This is a genomic window from Methylobacterium nonmethylotrophicum, assembly GCF_004745635.1.
Taxonomy (GTDB): Bacteria; Pseudomonadota; Alphaproteobacteria; order Rhizobiales; family Beijerinckiaceae; genus Methylobacterium; species Methylobacterium nonmethylotrophicum.
Genome location: NZ_SRLB01000006.1, coordinates 212,553 through 233,310, shown reverse-complemented (window position 1 = coordinate 233,310; position 20,758 = coordinate 212,553). Strand labels below are relative to the sequence as shown.

Annotated in this window: 18 protein-coding genes; 8 read left to right on the top strand and 10 right to left on the bottom strand. The window is 72.8% G+C overall.

Features of this window, described 5'->3' with window-relative positions:
• Positions 1 to 28 precede the first annotated feature (28 nt).
• Complete coding sequence (locus EU555_RS09915) at positions 29 to 709, top strand: alpha/beta hydrolase (protein ID WP_135414490.1); 681 nt, start codon at positions 29 to 31, stop codon at positions 707 to 709.
• Here EU555_RS09915 and EU555_RS09910 read toward each other — a convergent pair.
• Entirely contained in the window at positions 706 to 1,488 is a 783-nt protein-coding gene (locus tag EU555_RS09910) for an HpcH/HpaI aldolase family protein (protein WP_135414623.1), read from the bottom strand. The two genes, EU555_RS09915 and EU555_RS09910, sit on opposite strands and share 4 nt — an antisense overlap.
• A gap of 379 nt (positions 1,489 to 1,867) precedes the next feature.
• On the opposite strand from EU555_RS09910, the gene purC reads away from it, so the two are divergent.
• Positions 1,868 to 2,662 carry a phosphoribosylaminoimidazolesuccinocarboxamide synthase gene (gene purC, locus EU555_RS09905; RefSeq protein WP_063838512.1) on the top strand — a complete coding sequence of 265 codons (795 nt, stop codon included), beginning with the start codon at positions 1,868 to 1,870 and terminating at the stop codon, positions 2,660 to 2,662.
• Positions 2,663 to 2,996: 334 nt separating this feature from the next.
• Here purC and EU555_RS09900 read toward each other — a convergent pair whose 3' ends face one another.
• From EU555_RS09900 to EU555_RS09885, 4 genes are read right to left on the bottom strand one after another with little or no spacing between them, the layout of a single operon-like run.
• Positions 2,997 to 4,619 carry a glycosyltransferase gene (locus tag EU555_RS09900; RefSeq protein WP_135414489.1) on the bottom strand — a complete coding sequence of 541 codons (1,623 nt, stop codon included), beginning with the start codon at positions 4,617 to 4,619 and terminating at the stop codon, positions 2,997 to 2,999.
• Positions 4,616 to 6,607 carry a glycosyltransferase family 2 protein gene (locus EU555_RS09895; RefSeq protein WP_245524225.1) on the bottom strand — a complete coding sequence of 664 codons (1,992 nt, stop codon included), beginning with the start codon at positions 6,605 to 6,607 and terminating at the stop codon, positions 4,616 to 4,618. Before EU555_RS09895 ends, EU555_RS09900 begins: the two co-directional genes overlap by 4 nt.
• A complete protein-coding gene (locus tag EU555_RS09890; RefSeq protein ID WP_245524224.1) occupies positions 6,604 to 7,227 on the bottom strand; it encodes a hypothetical protein in 624 nt (207 codons plus the stop codon). Before EU555_RS09890 ends, EU555_RS09895 begins: the two co-directional genes overlap by 4 nt.
• Before the next feature lie 21 nt (positions 7,228 to 7,248).
• Positions 7,249 to 7,740 (bottom strand): invasion associated locus B family protein, encoded by a 492-nt coding sequence (locus tag EU555_RS09885; protein WP_135414620.1) that lies wholly within the window; start codon positions 7,738 to 7,740, stop codon positions 7,249 to 7,251.
• A 277-nt stretch (positions 7,741 to 8,017) separates the two neighbouring features.
• Here EU555_RS09885 and EU555_RS09880 point away from each other — a divergent pair, with 277 nt between their 5' ends.
• Entirely contained in the window at positions 8,018 to 8,398 is a 381-nt protein-coding gene (locus EU555_RS09880) for a hypothetical protein (protein ID WP_135414488.1), read from the top strand.
• Positions 8,399 to 8,709: 311 nt separating this feature from the next.
• Here the strand turns inward: EU555_RS09880 and EU555_RS09875 are convergent, their stop codons facing one another.
• Together EU555_RS09875 and EU555_RS09870 are read right to left on the bottom strand one after the other, a co-directional pair.
• Positions 8,710 to 9,453 carry a M48 family metallopeptidase gene (locus EU555_RS09875; RefSeq protein ID WP_135414487.1) on the bottom strand — a complete coding sequence of 248 codons (744 nt, stop codon included), beginning with the start codon at positions 9,451 to 9,453 and terminating at the stop codon, positions 8,710 to 8,712.
• A 214-nt stretch (positions 9,454 to 9,667) separates the two neighbouring features.
• Positions 9,668 to 10,936: a polyhydroxyalkanoate depolymerase gene (locus EU555_RS09870; RefSeq protein ID WP_135414486.1), complete on the bottom strand. Its 1,269-nt coding sequence runs from the start codon at positions 10,934 to 10,936 to the stop codon at positions 9,668 to 9,670.
• Positions 10,937 to 11,251: 315 nt separating this feature from the next.
• Between EU555_RS09870 and EU555_RS09865 the strand changes: the two genes are divergently transcribed.
• From EU555_RS09865 to EU555_RS09855, 3 genes are all read left to right on the top strand, one after another.
• On the top strand, positions 11,252 to 12,637 hold the full coding sequence (locus EU555_RS09865) for an ActS/PrrB/RegB family redox-sensitive histidine kinase (RefSeq protein ID WP_135414485.1): 1,386 nt from the start codon (positions 11,252 to 11,254) through the stop codon (positions 12,635 to 12,637).
• Between the two features lie 42 nt (positions 12,638 to 12,679).
• Positions 12,680 to 13,279, top strand: a complete 600-nt coding sequence (locus tag EU555_RS09860) for an ActR/PrrA/RegA family redox response regulator transcription factor (protein ID WP_135414484.1) — start codon at positions 12,680 to 12,682, stop codon at positions 13,277 to 13,279.
• Positions 13,280 to 13,432: 153 nt separating this feature from the next.
• Complete coding sequence (locus EU555_RS09855) at positions 13,433 to 14,233, top strand: class I SAM-dependent methyltransferase (protein WP_135414483.1); 801 nt, start codon at positions 13,433 to 13,435, stop codon at positions 14,231 to 14,233.
• A 6-nt stretch (positions 14,234 to 14,239) separates the two neighbouring features.
• On the opposite strand, the gene EU555_RS09850 is transcribed toward EU555_RS09855, so the two are convergent.
• Entirely contained in the window at positions 14,240 to 15,838 is a 1,599-nt protein-coding gene (locus EU555_RS09850; RefSeq protein WP_135414482.1) for a gamma-glutamyltransferase family protein, read from the bottom strand.
• A gap of 194 nt (positions 15,839 to 16,032) precedes the next feature.
• Between EU555_RS09850 and EU555_RS09845 the strand changes: the two genes are divergently transcribed.
• Both EU555_RS09845 and EU555_RS09840 read left to right on the top strand, forming a co-directional pair.
• Positions 16,033 to 16,212 carry a hypothetical protein gene (locus EU555_RS09845; protein WP_135414619.1) on the top strand — a complete coding sequence of 60 codons (180 nt, stop codon included), beginning with the start codon at positions 16,033 to 16,035 and terminating at the stop codon, positions 16,210 to 16,212.
• Between the two features lie 10 nt (positions 16,213 to 16,222).
• Positions 16,223 to 17,782 carry an OpgD/OpgG family glucan biosynthesis protein gene (locus tag EU555_RS09840; RefSeq protein ID WP_135414481.1) on the top strand — a complete coding sequence of 520 codons (1,560 nt, stop codon included), beginning with the start codon at positions 16,223 to 16,225 and terminating at the stop codon, positions 17,780 to 17,782.
• A 78-nt stretch (positions 17,783 to 17,860) separates the two neighbouring features.
• Here EU555_RS09840 and tolB read toward each other — a convergent pair whose 3' ends face one another.
• A complete protein-coding gene (tolB, locus tag EU555_RS09835) occupies positions 17,861 to 19,189 on the bottom strand; it encodes a Tol-Pal system beta propeller repeat protein TolB (protein WP_135414480.1) in 1,329 nt (442 codons plus the stop codon).
• Positions 19,190 to 19,236: 47 nt separating this feature from the next.
• Positions 19,237 to 20,754, bottom strand: a complete 1,518-nt coding sequence (gene tolA / locus EU555_RS09830; RefSeq protein ID WP_167858503.1) for a cell envelope integrity protein TolA — start codon at positions 20,752 to 20,754, stop codon at positions 19,237 to 19,239.
• Positions 20,755 to 20,758: the final 4 nt, after the last annotated feature.

Genomic DNA, 20,758 nt, shown 5'->3' with positions numbered 1-20,758 from the left:
CCGACGCCACCGAACGGAGCCCGACCCGATGCCGATCCTCACCGGCCCGCGCCTGATGCCCCGCTCAGGCACCGCGCCGCGCCAGCTCGTCGTCCTGCTGCACGGCTTCGGGGCCGACGGCAACGACCTGATCGACCTCGCGCAGGAATGGCGGCCGCTGCTGCCGGACGCCGCCTTCGTGGCGCCGCACGCGCCCGAGCCCTGCATCCAGGGCTTCGGCCGGCAATGGTTCTCGCTGACCTTCCGCGATCCCCACGAGCGCTGGCGCGGCGTGAACCGCGCCGGCCCGACGCTGGACGCCTTCCTCGACGCGGAGCTGGCGGCCCACGGCCTCAAGCCCCACCAGCTCGCCCTCGTGGGGTTCAGCCAGGGCTGCATGATGGCGCTGCACGTCGCCTTGCGCCGCCCGGCCCCGGTGGCGGCCGTGGTCGGCCTGTCCGGCATGCTCGTGCTCGAGGAGGGCAAGGGCCCGGAGACCCTGAAGCCGGCGATCCGGGCGGTGCCGCCGGTCCTCCTCGCCCATGGCGACCAGGACGAGGTGATTCCGGTCGACGCGCTCTTCCTCTCGGCGGAGGCCCTCGCAGCGGCGGATGTGCCGGCGGAGTGGCACCTCTCCGCCGGGATCGGCCACGGGATCGACGACGGCGCGCTGCACCATGCCGGCCAGTTCCTCGCCGCCGGCTTCGCCCGGGCGGGCCGCCGGGTTTAGCCCCGCGCCTCCTTCAGCGCGGCCTGCGCGCCGGCCCGCAGCAGGGCGGAATCGCCCGTGAGCGCGATCAGGTCGAAGCCCTGGCCGATCAGCTCGCGGGTGCGGGCAGCGGACAGGGCGTAGATGCCGATGCGCTTGCCCGCCGCGCGGGTGCGCGCCATGGCGTGCTTGAGCGCGTCGCGCACCGCCGCGCCGTCGGGGTCGAGCCCGGCGCCGTTCGAGAGGGCGATCGACAGGTCGGAGGGGCCGATGAAGATGCCGTCGATCCCATCCACCGCCAGGATGTCGTCGAGGGCAGCGAGCGCCTCGCGGGTCTCGATCATCGCCAGGGTCTGGCAGAAGCCGTTGGCTTCCTTCAGGTAGGTCTCGGGGGCGAGGCCCGAGAGCATCAGGGCCGGGTTCGGGCCCCAGCTGCGCTCGCCGAGCGGCGGGTACTTGGCCAACGCCGCAAACTGCTTGGCGTCCGCGACGGTGTTGACCATCGGGGCGATCACGCCCGAGATCCCGGCATCGAGCAGGCGCGACACCGTGGAAAATCCGCCGACCGGCACCCGCGCCAGGGTCGGCTTGCCGCGGGCGGCCACGAGGGCGATCGTGCGGTTGATGCTGTCGAAATCGTGGGCGCCGTGCTGCATGTCGAGGGTGACGGCGTCGAAGGCCTCCGCCGCGAGCAGCCCCGCCACCGCGGGCTCGGGGATGCCGCACCAGGCCGTGATCAGCGGCTTGCCCTCGCGGAACCGCGCCGCCAGCGCCGCCACCGCTCCGCCTCGTTCGGCCATTGCCCGTTCCGCCATCGTGGTTCCTCCCGGTTTCGCAGGCCGCGGATTGGGGCGCGCGGCTCGTCGGCCGCGAGCTTAGGGCAGGCCGCGCCGCGCCGTCGAGGCGGGGACACCTTCGCCCGCGACATGCCGCCCCCTCCCGCCACGCTTGCATCCCGGTCGCTTCATGCGCATATCGGCGCGACCAACGACCGCAATTCACCGCAGCGGCGTCCGGGCGCCCCCCGGGCGAACCGGCTAACGCGTTGTGCTGCCTTCGCGGTTCGGGTAATTTGCCACCGGCCGCCGGGACGCCCCGGATCGACGCGTCCCCCGGCCCGACCTTCCCCTCGAGGTCGCCGCGCCGCGGGTCCCACACGTCGTCAGGAGCCTCGGCCCCATGGACTTCCTCAAACCACGGTACACGCCTATGAATCGCCGCCGTCGCATCTACGAGGGCAAGGCGAAGGTCCTCTATGAGGGTCCCGAGCCCGGCACGCTCATCCAGCACTTCAAGGATGACGCGACCGCCTTCAACGCCAAGAAGCACGAGGTGATCGACGGCAAGGGCGTGCTGAACAACCGGATCTCCGAGTTCGTGTTCCAGCACCTCAACGACATCGGCGTGCCGACCCACTTCATCCGCCGGCTCAACATGCGCGAGCAGCTGATCCGCGAGGTCGAGATCATCCCGCTCGAGGTGGTGGTGCGCAACGTGGCGGCCGGCTCGCTGGCGACGCGGCTGGGCCTGGAGGAGGGCACCCAGCTCCCGCGCTCGATCATCGAGTTCTACTACAAGAACGACCAGCTCAACGACCCGATGGTGTCGGAGGAGCACATCACCGCCTTCGGCTGGGCGACGCCGCAGGAGATCGACGACATCATGGCCCTGGCCATCCGGGTCAACGACTTCCTGTCCGGCCTCTTCCTCGGCGTCGGCATCCGCCTCGTCGACTTCAAGATGGAGACCGGCCGGCTCTGGGAAGGCGACATGATGCGCATCGTCGTCGCCGACGAGATCTCTCCGGATTCCTGCCGCCTCTGGGATATCAAGAGCCAGGACAAGCTCGACAAGGACCGCTTCCGCAAGGATCTCGGCGGCCTGATCGAGGCCTATACCGAGGTGGCGCGCCGCCTCGGCATCCTGGGCGAGAACGAGAAGGTGCAGACCGGCGGGCCGCGCCTGGTGCAGTGATGAGGTCCGGCTCGCGCCGGATCGGGATGATGGGCGGGGCCGCTTCCGGCGAGGAGGCGGCCCCGTCGTCGTTCGAGGCTTGTAAGGGCCGTCAGACACCAGAGATGTTTTCAGAGTGACGCGCGTCCCCTCTCCCGTGTGGGAGAGGGGTTAGGGGTGAGGGTGGCTCGGGTTCCGGATGAGGCACCAAGCATCGAACTGCGCTGCTTAACGCTTGAAGCCTGTTCTGAATCGTCTCCACCCTCGCGCGATCTTCGATCGCCCCTACCCCTCTCCCACACGGGAGAGGGGATCCCGCGCTTACTGGAATTGCAACGGAGCAGGTGGTGAAGCCTCAACGCACCCCCGCCCCCTCCCACGCCCGCACCCGCGCATAGGTCCCCGCCCGCGGATCGAACCCCGGGTGATACCAGGGGTCGGCTGCGAGCCGCTCCCCCCAGCGCGCCCGCAACGCCGCCACCTCGGCCGCGTGGCGCTCGCGCGCCTGCGGGGTCCAGCGCCGGCTCGCCGCCTCGTGGTGGTGCAGCACCGCCCCCGGCACCATCAGGGTGCGGTATCCCGCCGCCTCCAGGCGCAGGCAGAGGTCGACGTCGTTGAAATCGACCGCGAAGGCATCCGCGTCGAAGCCGCCCACCGCCCGGAACTTCCTCGCCTCGACGGCGAGGCAGGCCGCGGTGACCGCCGAGACCCGGTGCGTGGCCCGGAGCGAGGCGAGGTAGCCGGGCGCCGCGCCGAGGACGTGGCGGTGGGCGTGGGTGACGAGGCCGCCGGTGCCGAGCACGATGCCGCCGTGCTGGATCCGGCCGCGCCCGTCGAGGAGCTTGGCGCCGACCGCGCCGACCTCCGGCCGCAGGGCCTCCTCGGCCATCCGCCGCAGCCAGTCGGCCCGGGAGGCGACCACGTCGTTGTTGACGAAGACGAGGAGCGCACCGCGCGCCGCGGCGGCGGCCCGGTTGTTCATCGCCGCGAAGTTGAACGGGCCGGGACAGGGCAGCACCCGGACGCCCTCGCGGGCGAGCTGCTCGAGATAGGCGAGCGTGTCCGGGCCGCGGCTGTCGTTGTCGCAGACGATGATCTCGGGCGAGGGCCAGTCGGTATGGGCGCGCAGGCTCTCGATGCAGGCCCGCAGCAGCGCGACCCGGTCGCGGGTCGGGACGATGAGGCTGGCGAGCGGCGGCTCGGGGAGGTCGCGGCGCAGGGACAGGACGCCGCCCGCCGCCTCGACGCGGCCCGACCCGGCGAGGCGGCTTTCGGCGAGCCTGCGGCGCGAGCGGGCCCAGGCCTCGGGCGGGATGGCCGCGGCGGGCGACCAAGTCGAGAGCAGGCGCGGCAGGTGGCGCACCGCGCCAGGCGTCTCGCTGTCGAGGCGCAGCAGAAGGTCCGCGATCTCGGCCCCCGGCAGGGAGGGATCGAGGCCGAGCCGGTCGAGCACCGCCCGGCGGATGGCGACCACCGGGCCGACATAATCGGCGGCGAGGAGGTAGTCGGGATCGAAGGCGGGGCGCAGCACCGGCAGACGCGGCGCACCGTCGGGGCCCAGCACCACGGCATCGCCGTAGAGGGCGCCGAGGCCCGGATCGGCCGCGAAGGACGCGGCGATGGCGGACGGTGCGCCAGGCACGAGCCGGTGGCCGGGTGCGGTCAGCACCACGAGGGCGGCCGACCCGGCGCCGCCCGCAAGAATCTCGACCGGGGTGGCGACGCGCAGGCCCGGCACCGCCTCGGCCTCGCCCGCCGGGAGCGGCGACGGACGAAGCGCATGGCGGGCACCCCAGAGGATCGCCGCCTGGTCGCGGGCCCGCACGCGCTTGCCGGCGAGCGCCGCCCGGAGGACGGCCCAGGCCTCGCCGGGATGCCGCAGCACGAGGAGCGCGCGCCGGGCCCAGCGCTGGGTAAAGCCGGGCTGTCCCTCCGCGAAGCGCAGGATGTCGAAGGCCGGGTGAGGCGGGAGCCTCATTCCAGCTCCTCCCCGAAGGTCGTGACCGAGAAGGCCGGGTGGTAATACGGGTCGTCCCGGATCACCGCCCGCCAGCGTGCGGCGAAGCGGTCGCCTTCCGCCTCGAACCGGGCCCGGGCCGGGCCGACGCTCGGGCCGCGGCTGACCGACTCGTGATGAGCGAGCACCGCCCGCGGGGTCCAGATCGATGTCCAGCCGCGGGCAGACAGGCGCAGGCAGAGGTCGATGTCGTTGAAGTCGACCGGAAACGCCTCGGCGTCGAGGCCGCCGACCGCCTCGAATTTCTCGCGTGCCACCGCCAGGCAGGCGGCGGTCACGCCCGAGACCTCGTGGGCGACGGTGAGGCGACCGAGATGGCCCGGCGTGCCGGCCGGGCGGTTGCGCAGGATGTGCCCGGCCCGGCCGCCGAGCCCGACCACGACGCCGGCATGCTGGATCCGGCCGTTGCCGAACAGGAGCTTGGCCCCGACGGCGCCGACCTCCGGCCGCAGGGCCTGGCGCACCATCTGGGCGAGCCAGTCCGGATGCAGCACCTCGACGTCGTTGTTGAGGAGCACCAGGATCGCGCCGCGGCTCTCCGCGGCGCCGTCGTTGACGAGGCGCGAGAAGTTGAACGGACCCGGCCGGTCGAGGCGGCGCATCCGCGGGTCGTCCGCCCATTCGGCGTAGAGGGCGGCCACCGCCGGATCGGTCGAGCCGTTATCGACGATGACGAGTTCGAGGGCCGGGTAGGCGGTGTCCCGCAGCACGCCCCGCACGGCCACCCGCAGCAGCTCCGGCCGGTCGCGGGTCGGGATGACGATCGAGACGAGGGGCGGCGGATCCGGCAGCGGCCAGTCGAGATCGATCGTGTCGCCGCTGCGCGCGACGACGGCCGGCGAGCCCGCGCGCGCCAGGGCTTGCGCCAGGTCGGCTTCGTGGCCGTCGGGGTCGGGCGCCTCGGGCGCCGAGCGGCAGAGAAGGCGCGGGATGCGCCGCACGCGGGCCGGTCCCGCCAGGGCCGCCCCGAGGAGGAGCGCCCGGGCGCCCTGCCCCGGCTCCCAGCGAGCCCGGGCGACGAGGTCCGCCGCGACGAGGAGCGGCCGGCCCGGATAGAGCGTGGTCAAGGCGAGGTCCGGGCTCCAGCCCGGCTTGAGGCGCGGGCGCAGGCCCGCCGGCTCCTCGACCTCGCTGTCGCCATAGGCGAGATCCGCCGGTTCCGGCCCCGCGAAGGAGGCCGCGAGGTGGCCGAGCGCGTCGGGCGCCAGGATGTCGCCGGGCCTCATAAGGCCGATCGCGGCGCCGTCCGGCAGCCCGTCGCCGGAGATCCGCGGATCGGTGGCGATGCCTGCGGGCGCCGGTCCGCGCCAGCGCAGGGAGAGGCGCCAGTCGCGGTGGCCCTGCGCCATGAGGGTGGCGAGGGTGCGGCGCACGGCCTCCGCCTCGTCCGGGCCCGCCTCCAGGATCAGGCCGAGGCGCGGCAGCGGGCCCGACGGCATCCGGTCGAGGGCAGGCTCGAAGGGCCGCGCGCGGGCGGCCTTCCAGGCCGGGTAGCGGTCGAGCGGCATCACCCCGGCGGCGATGCGCAGGGTGTTGCGCAGGCGGCGGGCGTCGCGGGTCAGCCACTGGTAGAGCGCGACCGGCAGCTTGTCCGGCCGCCGCCTTGCGCCGAGGGCGAGCACCGCCCAGCGCGACAGGAGCCGCGCCGCCTCGATCCGGAACCCCCGGTCCGGCGCGGCGAGCAGGATCGCCTCGGTGCCGGGCGGCACCGGCCCGAGCCAGGCGGCGCGGCCGAGCACGGGGCCCGGCAGGAGCGCGTCCTCGTGCGTGCCGTCGCGGCGGCGGAAGCGCAGGAGCGGCCGGACCGGGGGGGCGAAGCGGTCGAGGGCGTAGTCGAGGGCGAGCCAGCGCCCGCCGACGGGCCTGCCGGGAATCAGCTCGCGGGTGAAGTCCGGATCGTCCGCGCGGGGCGCGATGCGGCAGGCGCCGGGCGCCGGGCGCGCCGTCAACCGTCGGCCGGCTGAGCGGCGGCGGGCTTGCGCCGGGGCGCCCGCGCCGGCTTGCCGCTGCCGCCGAGGCCGACCTCGATCTCGAAGTCCCGCGCCAGGCCGGCCGGGACGGAGAAGCCGTCCTCCACCACCGTGAAGGTGCCGCTCGCCTGGCCGGCCGGGATCGTCGCGGCGGCCTGGCGGCTGCGGCGGTCGATGACCTGGGTGCCGTTCTTCACCGTGATGGTGACGGGGGCGTTGAAGCGGCCGGGCGCCCCGCCGGGCCCGAGCAGGACCATGCCCTGCACCCCGACCGTGACGACCGTGCCGCCGTTCGGCCCGGACCGGCAGGAGCGGCTGAGCTGGCCGAGGCGGATCTGCGTGCGCACGATGCCGCCGGCCAGGGTCTGCAGCGAGGAGCCGCCCTCGGTGATGTCGATGATCGGGCAGTAGACGTCGTCGGGGTTCGGTGGCGCCTCGGGCGGCTTGGTGGTGCCGCCGTACTTGAAGATGTTGAGGAAGGGATTGCCCTCGTCCTGCGGCGCCGCACTCTGGGCGCGCGCGGGGGCGGCGAGCCCGAGGAAGGCCAGGACGAGACTGGGGATGACGAGGCTGAGGGTACGGAGAAAGCCAGCCGGCACGGTCCTCTCCCGGGTATCAGGTCATTTCAGGCTGTCGAAGCCTTCCTTGAACCCCTTGAGGGAGAGCGGGATGCCGACCCCCTCCTCGGGCGTCTGGAAGACGATGAAGGTGGCCTGCTGGCCGGACTTGAGCTGGTTGATCAGCTTGTCGTCCATCACGACCTCGGCGACGCAGCCGGTCGAGAGGCAGCGCACGAAGGAGGTGCGGCCGATCTCCGCCTGGTCGATCTTCAGGCCGAGGCCGGAGGGCAGGAGGACGCCGAGGGGCGACACCACCCGCAGCAGCGTGCCGCGGTTGTCGGCGGTCTTCAACACGATCACCACCAGGGTGAGGTTCGGCCGATCCTCGGCGGCGACGTACTGCACAAGGGCACATTGCTCGGCCTTGGCGCCGGCTGGCGTCTCGCAGCGCAGCTGCCAGTCGTCGAAGCTCTGCTTGACCGCGCCCTGGGCCAGGGCCGCGGAGGCCGGCAGGCCGAGGGCGAGCGCGAGGCCGAGGGTGATGGCCCGCACCCGGCAACCGCTCCGTCGCACGCTGTCTCCCACGCCGCTCACCGCTCCGCTGCCCCGGCCGACCGCCGGTCCGGGCGTTCCGACCACGGGGCCGGGATGCTGTCAAGCCGCGGACCCGGCCGCGCGCCGTCGCGATCGGGAACCCGAGCGCCGGTGCAGGCTTAGCTGTAGGCCGGGTCCGGGCCGCGCAGGCGCGGTCCGCCGTTAGTGGTTTGACACCGTTCCCCGTGTAGACGGATCGACGACGCGCCCCTCCCCTCCTCGCGAGAGCCGCCCGATGAGACTCGCCGCCACCTCCCTCGCCTTCCTGCTTCTTGCCGCCGGTGGTCTTGCCGCCGGTGCCGCCGCGGCCGAGCCGCTGCCCGTCGACGAGACCACGTATGTCGAGCGCTCGCTCAACCGGGACGCGACGCTGACGATCGAGCACCCGCCGGTGCCCCGTAACCCGCGCGGGCGCCGGGCCTCGCGCTCGGCCGAGATCGCCGGCTTCTGCCGCGACGGCGGCGTGATCCGCCGGCGCGGCGAGTTCGGCGAGGTCATCCTGCGCCAGCGCGAGACCTGCGACAGCATCGCGCCCCGCACCCTCGCCCCGGGCGACGTCGATCCCCGGCCGGCCTGGCCGGCGCGGCGCCTCGTGGTGGTGCGCACCAAGGGCTGAGATCTTCGGGGCTGAGAGCCTGTTTGACGTGCCTTGCAAAATTGTCCGACCCTCAACCTCATCCTGAGGTGTCGGCGATCGGAGATCGCGCACGATTGAAGATCGACTGACCTCGAAGGAGGGCTCCAGGAATCACGGAGCCTGCTGGAGTCCTCCTTCGAGGCTCCTTTCAGTCGCACCGCAGGATGAGGTCGTCGATTGGATGGATGAGACCGATGTGATGCCGTTCTCGGCAATCCAACAGGCTCTGAGACAATCGGGGCCGAGATCCTCGGCGCTGCGACCGGGGCGGGCGGCGAGGCCGGCCGCCCTCAGCCGTAGCGGTGCAGCTCGGTGCCGTGCCGCTTGAGCCAGGCCTCGGGCGCCTCGTAGCCCGGATAGAGGCCGGCGACGACGCGCCAGAACCGGTCCGAGTGGTTCATTTCGGCCAGGTGCGCGACCTCGTGCGCCGCGAGGTAGTCCAGCACCTCGGGCGGCGCCAGGATCAGGCGCCAGGAGAAGTTCAGCTGGCCGGCCGCCGAGCACGAGCCCCAGCGGCTGCGGGTGTCGCGCACGGTCAGGCGCCTCGGTGTCCGGCCGAGCGCGCCGGCGTGGCGCGCCACCGCGGCGGTCAGATCACTGCGCGCCTCGGCCTCGAGGAAGTCGCGCACCCGGCGCCCGACGTGGGGCCGCCCGCACGAGACCGCGATCACCGGCGTGCCGTCCGGTGCGGTCGTGACGGTCGTGGCGCCGGAGGCCGTCGACCAGTGCAGGATGCGGTGGGGCACGCCGCGCAGCGGCACCACCGCCCCCGGCTCGAACGCGACCCGCTGCGGCAGCTTGGCCACCCGGGCGGCGATCCAGGCGCCGTGCGAATCGGCGAAACGCTGGGCCGTGGCGAGATCGGTGCCCTCCGGCAGGGTCAGGACGATCTCGCCGGTGGCGCTCGACACCCGCAGGGTGATGCGGCGGGCGGCCGCGCGGCGGCGCACCGCGACCGGGTAGCAGGTGCCGGCGTGGATGACCGTAACGTGGGTGGGTTCGGGCGCCGACCGGCGCAGGAGCGCGACTCGCATGCCGCCATTGTATGCGGGAGACCGCGAGCGTGTCAGCGTCCCGGTTCGCCGCGCGGCGGCGAAGAGGCGCGCGAGCCATGCGCGCAGATGGCGGGCCGGCGACATCGGCGGTCAGGGGCGAAGGATCGTCCTTCGGGAGAGGAGACCAGCGCCGCCTTGGCGGCACCGGACCGGGAGAGGGCCCGGCGCCGCCGTCGCGGCGCCGGGCGCCGGATCAGGACGCCTCGCGCAGGTCGTGGAGCGGGGTGCCCTGCATCTCGTGCATGAAGGCCGAGATGCGCGGCAGGATGTGGGCGCGGAAGCGCGAGCCGTTGAAGACGCCGTAATGCCCGACGCCCTTCTGAAGGTGGTAGAGCTTGCGCTCCGCCGGCAGGTTCGGTGTCAGGTCGAGGGCCGCCAGGGTCTGGCCGACGCCCGAGATGTCGTCGTTCTCGCCCTCCACCGCCATGATGGCGCAGTGGCGGATCGCCGTCAGGTCGACGAGTTCGCCGTGATGGCGCATCTCGCCCTTCGGCAGGGCGTGCTCGACGAACACGGTGTTGACCGTCTGCAGGTAAAACTCCGCGGTCAGGTCCATCACCGAGAGGTACTCGTCGTAGAACTCGCGGTGCTTCTCGGCCGAGTCGCCGTCGTTGCGCACCAGGTGCTTGAACATGTCCCAGTGCGCCGTCAGGTGACGGTCGAGGTTCATGCCCATGAAGCCGGAGAGCTGGAAGAAGCCCGGATAGACCTCGCGCCAGCTGCCCGGGTAGCCCGGCGGCACGACCGTGATGCAGTTGCGCTTGAACCACTCCGAGCCGCGCTCGGCGGCGAGGCAATTGACGGCGGTGGGCGAGCGGCGGGTGTCGATCGGGCCGCCCATCAGGGTCATCGAGGTCGGCACGCCGGGCAGGCCCTGCGCCTCCATCCGGGCCACGGCGGCGAAGACCGGGACCGAGGGCTGGCAGACCGCGATCACGTGCAGGTCCGGCCCGAAGGCCTGGAACATCTCGATCAGGTAGTCGATGTAGGTGTCGAGGTCGAAGCGGCCGGCCTCGAGCGGCACCAGCCGGGCATCGGCCCAGTCGGTGATCATCACCTCGTGGGCGGGCAGCAGCGCCTCGACGGTGCCGCGCAGCAGCGTGGCGTAGTGACCCGACATCGGGGCGACCACCAGCACCTTGGGCTGGGCCTCGACCGGCGGGCGCTTCAGGTCGCGCTCGAAGGCGATGACCTGGCAGAACGGCTTCTCCCACACCACCCGCTCGGTCACAGCCGTGGGCACGCCCTCGACCGTGGTGGTGGGAAGGTTGAAGGCCGGCTTGCCGTAGCGGCGCGTCGTGCGCTCGAACATCTCGCAGGCGGCCGAGACGGTCCGGCCGTAGGGCGTGTAGGTGATCGGGTTGACGGGATTCTTGAACACGAGCTGGGTGGCGTCGGCGGCCGCTCGGGCAGGCGTCAACATCCAGTGCGCGGCTTCATACCAGAAATACGAGAGATCCATGACGCCACCGTCCACGATTGACCCAGCGGCGCGCGCAGCCGCCACCAGGAGACGCCTGACCCAACTGGGAGGCTGACAATAGAGTAGCGGTATTGAAGGGCAACATCTGCGAAGAACCAAGCTGTCAAAAGGTGGAACTGTGCCCTTTTTACCTCAACTCCCGCGCGCATCCCGAGCGCTTGGGAAACCGTTGGAGAGGGTCGGGATCCGATCCTGAGCCTGCGGCTGCACGGATGATGAGAACGCACCGAACGGCGGAGGGTTTCCGAACCGGTCGCCCTGGGCGGCGGGCGGCGGCGCACTATCGTCTCGGCCATGTTCGACACCCAGCAGACCGACCTGGTGCGCGACGCCCGCCACCTGCGCCTCGATACCCTGGTGCGGCTGCGCTGGCTCGCGGTGGCGGGCCAGGGTGCGGCGGTGGCCGGCGCCCATCTCGGGCTCGGCCTGCCGCTGCCGTTCGGCTGGTGCTTCCTCGTCATCGCGGCCTCGTCCTGGCTCAACCTCACCCTGCGGATCCGCTACCCGGCCAGCCACCGGCTCAGCGACGACGCCGCGGTGCTGCTCCTCGCCTTCGACATCATCCAGCTCGCCGCCCTGCTCTTCCTCACCGGCGGGCTGCAGAACCCGTTCGCGCTCCTGTTCCTCGCCCCCGTGCTGATCTCCGCTACCGCCCTGCCGCCGGCCCGCACGCTGGCGCTCGGCCTCCTGGCGGTCGGCCTCTCGACGCTGCTCGCCCTCGTCTACCGGCCGCTGCCGTGGTTCGCGGGCGAGAAGCTCGAACTGCCGTTCCTGTACGTGTCGGGCGTCTGGACCGCGATCCTGCTCGGAACCGCCTTTACGGGCGTTTACGCCTGGCGCGTGGCCGAGGAGGCGCGCCAGCTCGCCCAGGCGCTCGCCGCGACCGAGCTGGTGCTCGCCCGCGAGCAGCACCTGTCGCAGCTCGACGGGCTGGCGGCGGCGGCGGCCCACGAGCTCGGCACGCCGCTCGCCACGATCACGGTCGTGGCCAAGGAGCTCGACCGCCAGCTCGGGCCCACCGCCTCCCCGAGCGTGGCGGAGGACCTGGCGCTGCTGCGCGACCAGGTCGAGCGCTGCCGCGGGATCCTGGCCAAGCTCACCTCCCTTGATGCCGACCAGGGCGGCTTCATCGAGACCATCAGCCTGAGCCACCTCGTCGAGGAGCTGGTGGCGCCCCAGCGGGCGCTCGGCATCGTGCTCGACGTGACGACGAAGGGCGACGGGCCGGAGCCGGCCTGCCGGCGCAACCCGGGGGTGATGTTCGGCCTCGGCAACATCGTCGACAACGCCGTCGACTTCGCCGAGAGCTGCGTCGCGATCGAGGCGCGCTGGAGCGCCGAGCGGGTCTCCCTCGAGATCCGGGACGACGGGCCGGGCTTCGCCCCCGAGGTGCTGCTGCGGGTGGGCGAGCCCTATGTCAGCACCCGCAGCGCCGCCCGGGCCGGGGCGGACAAGGCCGAGGGCGGGACCGGCCTCGGCCTCGGCCTGTTCATCGCCAAGACGCTGATCGAGCGCTCGGGCGCGCAACTCTCCCTGGCCAACGCCGTCGATCCATCCACCGGGGCGGTGGTGCGGATTGCCTGGCCTCGTCACGTTTTCGAGAGGGAGGCCCGCGGGCAGCGAAACCCGGGCACGGGCGGCGCCGCACCCCTGACGCAGGCCCGCGACGTTCCTATATAAAGCTCTGAATAAACTGACTGAAAGCTGGAGGAGCGTCGCCTGATGACGCAGTACGGAACACTCAGCCCGGAGGCCCAGGCCGGCACCATTCCGGAGGGCGACGCCCTCGCCAACCACGCCGACCGCAGCCTGCTGATCGTGGACGACGACAAGCCGTTCTCGACCCGCCTCGCCCGGGCCATGGAGGCCCGCGGCTACCGGGTTCACGTCGCCGAGAGCGTGGCCGAGGGCGTCTCGGCCGTCGACGCGCAGCCGCCCGCCTTCGCGGTGATCGACATGCGGCTCGCCGACGGCAACGGCCTCGACGTGATCGCCCGCCTGAAGGAGCGCCGGCCCGAGGCCCGCGGCGTGATCCTCACCGGCTACGGCAACATCGCCACCGCCGTCACCGCCGTGAAGCTCGGCGCCTTCGACTACCTGGCCAAGCCCGCCGACGCTGACGAGATCCATGGCACCCTGATGGCGGAGCCCGGCGAGCGGGCCGACCCGCCCGAGAACCCGATGTCCGCCGACCGGGTGCGCTGGGAGCACATCCAGCGGGTCTACGAGCTGTGCGGCCGCAACGTTTCGGAGACGGCGCGCCGGCTCAACATGCACCGGCGCACGCTGCAGCGCATCCTGGCCAAGCGCGCGCCGCGCTGATCGCCGTGGAGCACGGAGCGGGAAGGGCCCGGCGCCGAGAGGTGCCGGGCCCTTTTCGTCTCGGCTGCAGGAGAGCCACTTCTAACTTTCAGATCCTGTCGCACTGCCGCGTCGGGCTGATAATGTCCCGAAACGTGCGGGGAGGACGACGCGATGAGCGAAGGCCTTCGGAATTTCGGCGGCTCGATCCCGGATTTCTACGAGCGCGGAATGGCGCCGGTGATGTTCGCGCCCACCGCGGAGGTGACGGCGGCCCGGGCCGTCGAGCTCGCCCCGCGGCGGGTGCTCGAGACCGCGGCGGGGACGGGCCAGGTGACGCGGCTCCTCGCCTCCCGCCTGCCGGCCGGGACTGCGATCATCGCCACCGACCTCGCGCCCGCGATGCTGACCCTCGCGGCCGGCCATCTCCCGGCGGGCGCCGCCGTGGAGATGCAGCAGGCCGACGCCCAGGCGCTCCCGTTCCCGGATGCGTCCTTCGATCTCGTCGTCTGCCAGTTCGGCGTGATGTTCTTCCCCGATCGCGCCGCCGGCCTGCGCGAGGCCGCCCGCGTGCTCCGACCCGGCGGGCGGTTCCTGTTCACCACCTGGGATGGGCGGGAGGCCAACCCCTACGCGCGGGTCGCCGCGGAACTCGTGGTCGAGACGGTCGGCGAGCCCGGGGTGTTCGGGCTCGCCTACGGCATGACGAGCCTCGACGAGATCAGGGCGCTGGCGGGCGGGGCGGGCTTCGCGGGTTGTCGCGCCGAGGTCGTCCGGCTGGACGCGCCGGTCCCGGATGTCACGCTGTTCGCGGCCGGCCTCCTCCTCGGCAACCCGACCGCGATCCTGCTGCGCGAGCGCGGCGTCGCATCGGAGGCGCTGGTGCCGGAGCTGGAGCGCCGGCTGCGCCCGGTCTTGGGTGAGCCCGCCACGGCCCGGCTGCAGATGCTGATGATCGAGGCGGGAAAGCCGTAGGACGGCCTACAGGCCCGCCGCCCCGCCATCCGACCGGGGGTCGTGCGTCGCCTCGACGCGCCCGTTGCCGGGATGGCGCACCAGCAGGCCGGCGTGCCCCAGCGAGTCGACGTACGACCCGCCCAGCTCCTCGACCTCGTGCCCCATCCGGGACAGCGCCGCGACGCAGGACGACTCGAACCGATCCTCGACCTTTACGGTCATCGATTCGGCGCCCCAGGTGCGGCCGAACAGGAAGCGCGGCGCGTCGACCGCCTCCGCCACGCCCATGCCGTAGGTCGCGTAGCGGGTGAAGACCTGGGCCTGGAACTGAGGCTGCCCGTCCCCGCCCATGCTGCCGTAGGACAGGACCCGCCCGTCCGCCAGGACGGCGAGCGCCGGGTTGAGGGTGTGGAACGGCCGTCGCCCCGGCTCGAGCGGGTTGACCGCCTTCGGGTCGAGGGAGAACGAGAGGCCGCGATTCTGCCAGGTGATGCCGGTGCGCGGCAGGACGAGGCCGGAGCCGAACTCCCAGTAGACCGACTGGATGTAGGAGACCGCGACGCCGCTCGCGTCGATCGCCCCCATCCACACCGTGTCGCCGTCGCCGACCGGCCTGACCGGGTAGGGAGAAGCCCGGTCCATCCGGATCATCGCGGCCTCCGCCTCCAGCCGCGCCGGCGTGAGGAAGGTCGCGGGATCGTGGCGCAGGCGGTCAAAGTCGGTCACCACCGCGTCGCGGACCCGGAAGGCACGCTTCGTCGCCTCGATCAGCCCGTGGTAATGCGCCGCCGTCTCGGGCCGGATGCTCCCCAGGCGCTCGTAGAGGCCGAGGATCATCAGGGCGGCGAGGCCCTGGCTCGGCGGCGGGCAGTTGTAGACCGTGGCGCCCGAGAGCTTGAGCGAGAGCGGCGCCCGGGCCACCGCCCGGTAGCGCTCGATGTCGTGGCGGGTGACCGGGCTCCCGGCCCGTTCGAGGTCGGCGGCGACCTCGCGGCCGATATCGCCGCGGTAGAAATCGTCGAGCCCGGCATGGCCGAGCTGTTCGAGCGTCGCGGCGAGGGCCGGCAGCGCCCGCGTCGCCCCGGCCTTCGGCGGCTGGCCGTCGATCAGGAAGGTCTCGCGAAAGCCCGGCTGGTCGTAGAGCGTGTCGAGCTCCTTCGGCACGTAGCGCGCCTCGGAGGGCGAGACCGCGACGCCGTCCCGGGCGTGCCGGACCGCATCGGAGAGAAGGAGGCCGAGGGGCAGGCGCCCGCCGAGGTCGCGGGCGATGCCGTGGGCGAGCGCCCAGCCGCCGACGGCGCCCGCCACCGTCAGGGCGGAATCGGGGCCCCGCTCGGGGATCGCGTCATGGCCCTTGTCGCGGTAGCGCCGGATCGTCGCGAGACTGCCGGCCGGGCCGCAGGCCTCGATCGCCCGCACGGTGCCGTTCGGGCCGCGGATCAGCCAGAAGCCGTCGCCGCCGATGCCGTTCATGTGGGGATAGACCACCGCGATGGTCGCCGCCATGGCGAGCATCGCCTCGACGGCGTTGCCGCCCTCCTGGAGGATCGCCTGGCCGGCCTCGGCCGCGAGGTGGTGGGGCGCCGCGCAGGCGGCGCGGGAGAAGACGGGAGTCTCGGGCATCTCACCGCACGATGATGGGACGGAACGGGCCCGCGCGGTTGCGCCGGCCCTGCGGTTCAGGCTAGTCCCCGCAGCCATGAAACGATAGGCGCCATCCTGCGCGCGCCGTCGCCCCGTCACCAGCATAAGGGTCAGGCCGCGTGCCCGCATCAGGATCCCTCAAGTCCCGCAACCTCGTCACCATCCTCAGCATCATGGTGCTGGTCGGCGTCGAGGTGTTCGCCGTGGCGATCGCGGCGGGCTGGGCGCTGGCCGGCATCTTCGAGCTCGGCGACACCGTCGGCCACGGGCTGATGCTGCTGTTCAGCCTGTTCGCCCTCTACATCATGGTCCAGCTCTGGCGCCGGGCCACCAGCATCGAGCCGATCCGCTAGGACCACGCCGATGATCGACCGCCGCACGCTCATCGCCGGCGCCGCGCTCCTGCTCGGTTCCGGCCCCGAGGTCCTGAGCGCCGCGCTGCCGCTGGGCCAGCCGGAGGCCTTCAGCTTCGAGGCGCTCAAGGCCCGGGCGCGGGAGCTGGCCGGCCGGCCCTACGCGCCGCCGGCGATCCCCGACCGGGACGTGCTGCAGGCGATCGACTACGACGCCCACGGCAAGCTGAGATACAAGCCGGACCACGCCCTGTGGGCCGACGGCCCGAGCGCCTTCCCGGTCACCTTCTTCCATCTCGGCCGCTACTTCCAGAAGCCGGTGCGGATGCACGTGGTCGAGGGGGATAAGGCCCGCGAGATCATCTACGATCCGGCCGCCTTCGAGATGCCGGCGGATTCGCCGGCCCGCCGCCTTCCGCCCAATCCGGGCTTCGCGGGCTTCCGCTTCCAGGAGCGCCGCGGCGGCGCCCTCGACTGGCGCCGCAACGACTGGGTGGCATTCCTCGGCGCCTCGTACTTCCGGGCGATCGGCGAACTCTATCAGTACGGCCTCTCGGCCCGCGGGCTCGCCCTCGACACGGTGATGCCGGACCGGCCGGAGGAATTCCCGGACTTCACCCATGTCTGGTTCGAGACCCCGGCGCCGGATTCCGACACCGTCACGGTCCTGACGCTGCTCGACGGGCCCTCCGCCGCCGGCGCCTACCGCTTCCGCATGCGCCGCACCAAGGCGGTGGTGATGGAGATCGAGGCGAGCCTGCACCTGCGCCGGGATGTCGGCCGCTTCGGCCTGGCGCCGCTCACCTCGATGTACTGGTTCTCCGAGACCGCCAAGCCGACCGCCGTCGACTGGCGGCCGGAGGTGCACGATTCGGACGGGCTCGCGCTGTGGACCGGCGCCGGCGAGCGGCTGTGGCGCCCGTTGCGCAACCCGCCCCGCACCATGGTCTCGGCCTTTTCCGACGAGCGCCCGCGCGGCTTCGGGCTGATGCAGCGCGACCGCCTGTTCGACCACTACCAGGACGGCGTCTATTACGACCGCCGGCCCTCGCTCTGGGTCGAGCCCCTGGGCGACTGGGGCAAAGGCAGCGTGCAGCTCGTAGAGAACGCCACCGACGACGAGATCCACGACAACGTGGTGGTGATGTGGGTGCCGGCGGAACCGGCCCGCGCCGGCACCTCGCACGACCTCGCCTATCGCCTGCACTGGGTCGCGGGCGAGCCCTATCCGAGCAATCTCGCCCGGTGCGTCGCGACGCGCGAAGGCAATGGCGGCCAGGCCGGCACCGACCGGCCGAAGGGCGTGCGCAAGTTCGTGGTCGAGTTCCTCGGCGAGCCGCTCGCGAAGCTGCCCGCCGGCGTGAAGCCCGAGCCCGTGCTCACCGCCTCCCGCGGCACCTTCCCGCTCGCCCGCACCGAGGCGGTGCCGGACGACGTGCCGGGCCACTGGCGGGCCGAGTTCGACCTCGCGGTGACCGGCCCCGAGCCGGTGGAGCTGCGGCTGTTCCTGCGCCGCGGCGACGAGACCCTGAGCGAGACCTGGACCTACCAGTACATCCCGCCGGCGTGACGCGCGCCGCCTGAGGCGATCGGCGCACCGGACGGCCATCGGATCCGGGGCGCCGCGCACGAGCGGCGCCCCGCACGCTCACCTCTGCGCGTCGATCAGCGGCGACCAGGTCGGGTCGGAGGCGTAGGACGGGGTCGGGACCGGCTGCTCGACCTTGCCGGTGACGTCGACCATGTAGAGCTTGCCGCCGGCCTGGCCGCCGGGGTCGCGGAAGAACATCACGTACTGGCCGTTCGGCGCCCAGGTCGGGCCCTCGTTGTGGAAACCCTCCGTGAGCACCCGCTCGCCGGTGCCGTCGGGCTTCATGATGCAGATCGCGAACGAGCCCTTCCGCTGGCGCGTGAAGGCGATGTAGTCGCCCCGCGGCGACCAGGCCGGCTGCGAGGCCGAGCCGTCGCCGAAGGAGAGGCGGCGCGGATTCGAGCCGTCGGCGCCCATGACGTAGATCTGCTGCTGGCCGCCGCGGTCGGATTCGAACACGATCTCGCGCCCGTCCGGCGAGAAGGACGGCGAGGTGTCGATGGCGTTGGCGTTGGTGACCCGGGTCTGCGCCTTCGAGGCGAGGTCCATCACGTAGATGCTGGCATTGCCGCCGTCCTGGTCGCTCATCACCAGGCGCCGGCCGTCGGGCGAGAAGCGCGGGCTGGTGCTCATCTCGGCGTTGGTCGGGATCACCTGGCGGGCGCCGGTCGCGAGGTTGATCACCTGCACCCGCGGCTGCTGGCCGGTGACCTGGGACATGTAGGTGATGTCCTGGGTCGCGGGCGAGTAGCGCGGCGCCACCACCGAGGCCTCGCCGCTCGTCAGGTAGCGCACGTTGGCGCCGTCCTGGTCCATGATCGCCAGGCGCTTGCGCCGGTTCTCCTTCGAGCCGGACTCGTCCACGAAGGCGACGCGGGTGTCGAAGAAGCCGCCGATGCCGGTGATCTTGGTGTAGACCGCGTCCGAGATCAGGTGGCCCATCCGGCGCGCGTTGGCGCCGTCGCCGGCATATTGCTGGCCGATCATCTGCTGGCCGGAGAGCACGTCCCACAGCCGGAACTCGGTCTTCAGCCGGCCCGACCCGTCGCGGGTGACCCGGCCGGTAACCAGGCCCTGCACGCCGGTGTCCTTCCAGGCGGCGAAATTCGGCGCGGCGTCGAAGTTCGGGGTCTCGGGGAAGCGCGCCTTGTCGATCGGCGTGAAGTAGCCGGAGCGCTTCAGGTTGTTGGTCACGATGCCCGACAGCGTCGGGCCGAGGCCCGGGTCGCCGGAGAAATCCGCCACCGCGATCGGCATCGGCTGGAACGAGCCGCCGGGGCCGATGCGCAGGTTGAGCTGGGCTAGGGCCGGGGAAGCGAAACCAGCCGCGAGGCACAGCCACAGGAGCGCGGCGAGCGCGTGACGCAGTCGCGAGGGGGAGTGCATGGGGACGTCCGTCGTGTGGTGAGGCAGACCGCCGTTGGGGATCTTGTTCAGGCCCGCGGCAGCTCGAACTCCGCGTTGATGACCCGCCAGTCGTTGTAGAACGGGGCGAACTGGGACGGGATGCGATACGGCGCGCAGCGCCGCACCGCCCGCACCGCGGCTTCCGCGATCGAGCGGTCGACCGCGCTGCCGCCGGCCCGCAGGATGCGCGGATCGGTGGTGAGCGAGCCGTCGGGGTTCAGGCGGATGTCGAGCTGGGGCAGCACGATGCCCTGCGCGGCGCCGGGGGGCGCCGAGTAGCAGCGCTCGATCTGCTGCTGCAGCAGGCCGACCAGGGCGTCGCGCTGGCTCGGGTTGAGGCGCTGGGCCGTGCCGCTCGGCGCTCCCAGGGCGGCGGTGCGCTGCACCTCGCGGCCGGTGGCGCCGGTGGAGTGCGACGGCCCGTGCGCCGCCAGCACGTCGCGGATCGCGCCCGAGTTGAACTTCTCGGCGAGCTCGGCCTGGCGCCGGGCCTTGGCCTCGGCAGCCGCCCTGGCCTTCGCCTCGGCCACGGCCTTGGCTTTCGCGGCGGCTTCCGCCTTCGCCTTGGCCTCCGCGGCGGCCTGCGCCTTGGCCTCGGCCTCCGCCTTGGCCTGCGCTTTCGCCTCGGCCTCCGCTTCCGCCTTGGCCTCGGCCTGCGCCTTGGCTTCCTGGGCCTTGGCCTCGGCGCGGGCCTTCGCTTCCGCCTGCGCCTTGGCTTCGGCCCGCGCCTTCGCCTCGGCCTGGGCTCTCGCCTCCGCCTGCGCCCGCTCCGCCTCGGCCTTCGCCTCCGCGCGCGCCTTGGCCTCGGCCTGCGCCTTGGCTTCGGCCCGCGCCTTGGCGGCCCGCTCGGCAGCGGCCTTCTCGGCCGCCGCCTTGGCCTCGGCCAGTTCCTCGCGCCGGATCGCCTCGGCCTCGGCCTTCTCGGCCGCCGCCTTCTCGGCAGCAGCTTTCGCGGCGGCGGCGGCCCGCTCGGCCGCCGCCTTGGCGGCAGCCTTCGCGGCCTCGCGGGCGGCCTCCTTGGCAGCCTCCCTGGCCTCGCGCTCGGCTTCCGCCTTGGCTTCGGCGCGCGCCTCGGCCTCCGCCTTGGCCTTCGCGGCGGCGGCAGCGGCCGCCGCGGCGGCCTTCTCGGCATCGGCCTTGGCGGTGTCAGGACGCGCGGGCGGCATGGGGGCCGGGGCGGGCTCGGGCTGTTCGAGGGCCGGCCGCAGGGGCGGCACCGGCATTTCCTCGGCGTTGGCGACCTTGATGTCGGGCGGGCGTGTCGGCGGCGTCGGCACGTTGGCCTTGGCCTCGCCGGGGTCGCGCTCGTCCTGCTTGTCGGCGACCCGGTCGGCTCGGGGGGTCTTGGCCGGGGCCTCGCCGTCGCGCTGGCCCTTGGTCAGTTCCGAAAACTGGTTCTCGGTGATGACCTCGACCGGCACGCCCTCCTCGGCCTGCGGCAGCGCGTGCGAGGCGGCGGCAAACAGCGCCAGCCCGAGCAGCGCCGCATGCGCGCCGGCCGACACCCAGACGCCGGGCTCGGACCTGTCGAAGGGAAACACCACCGCG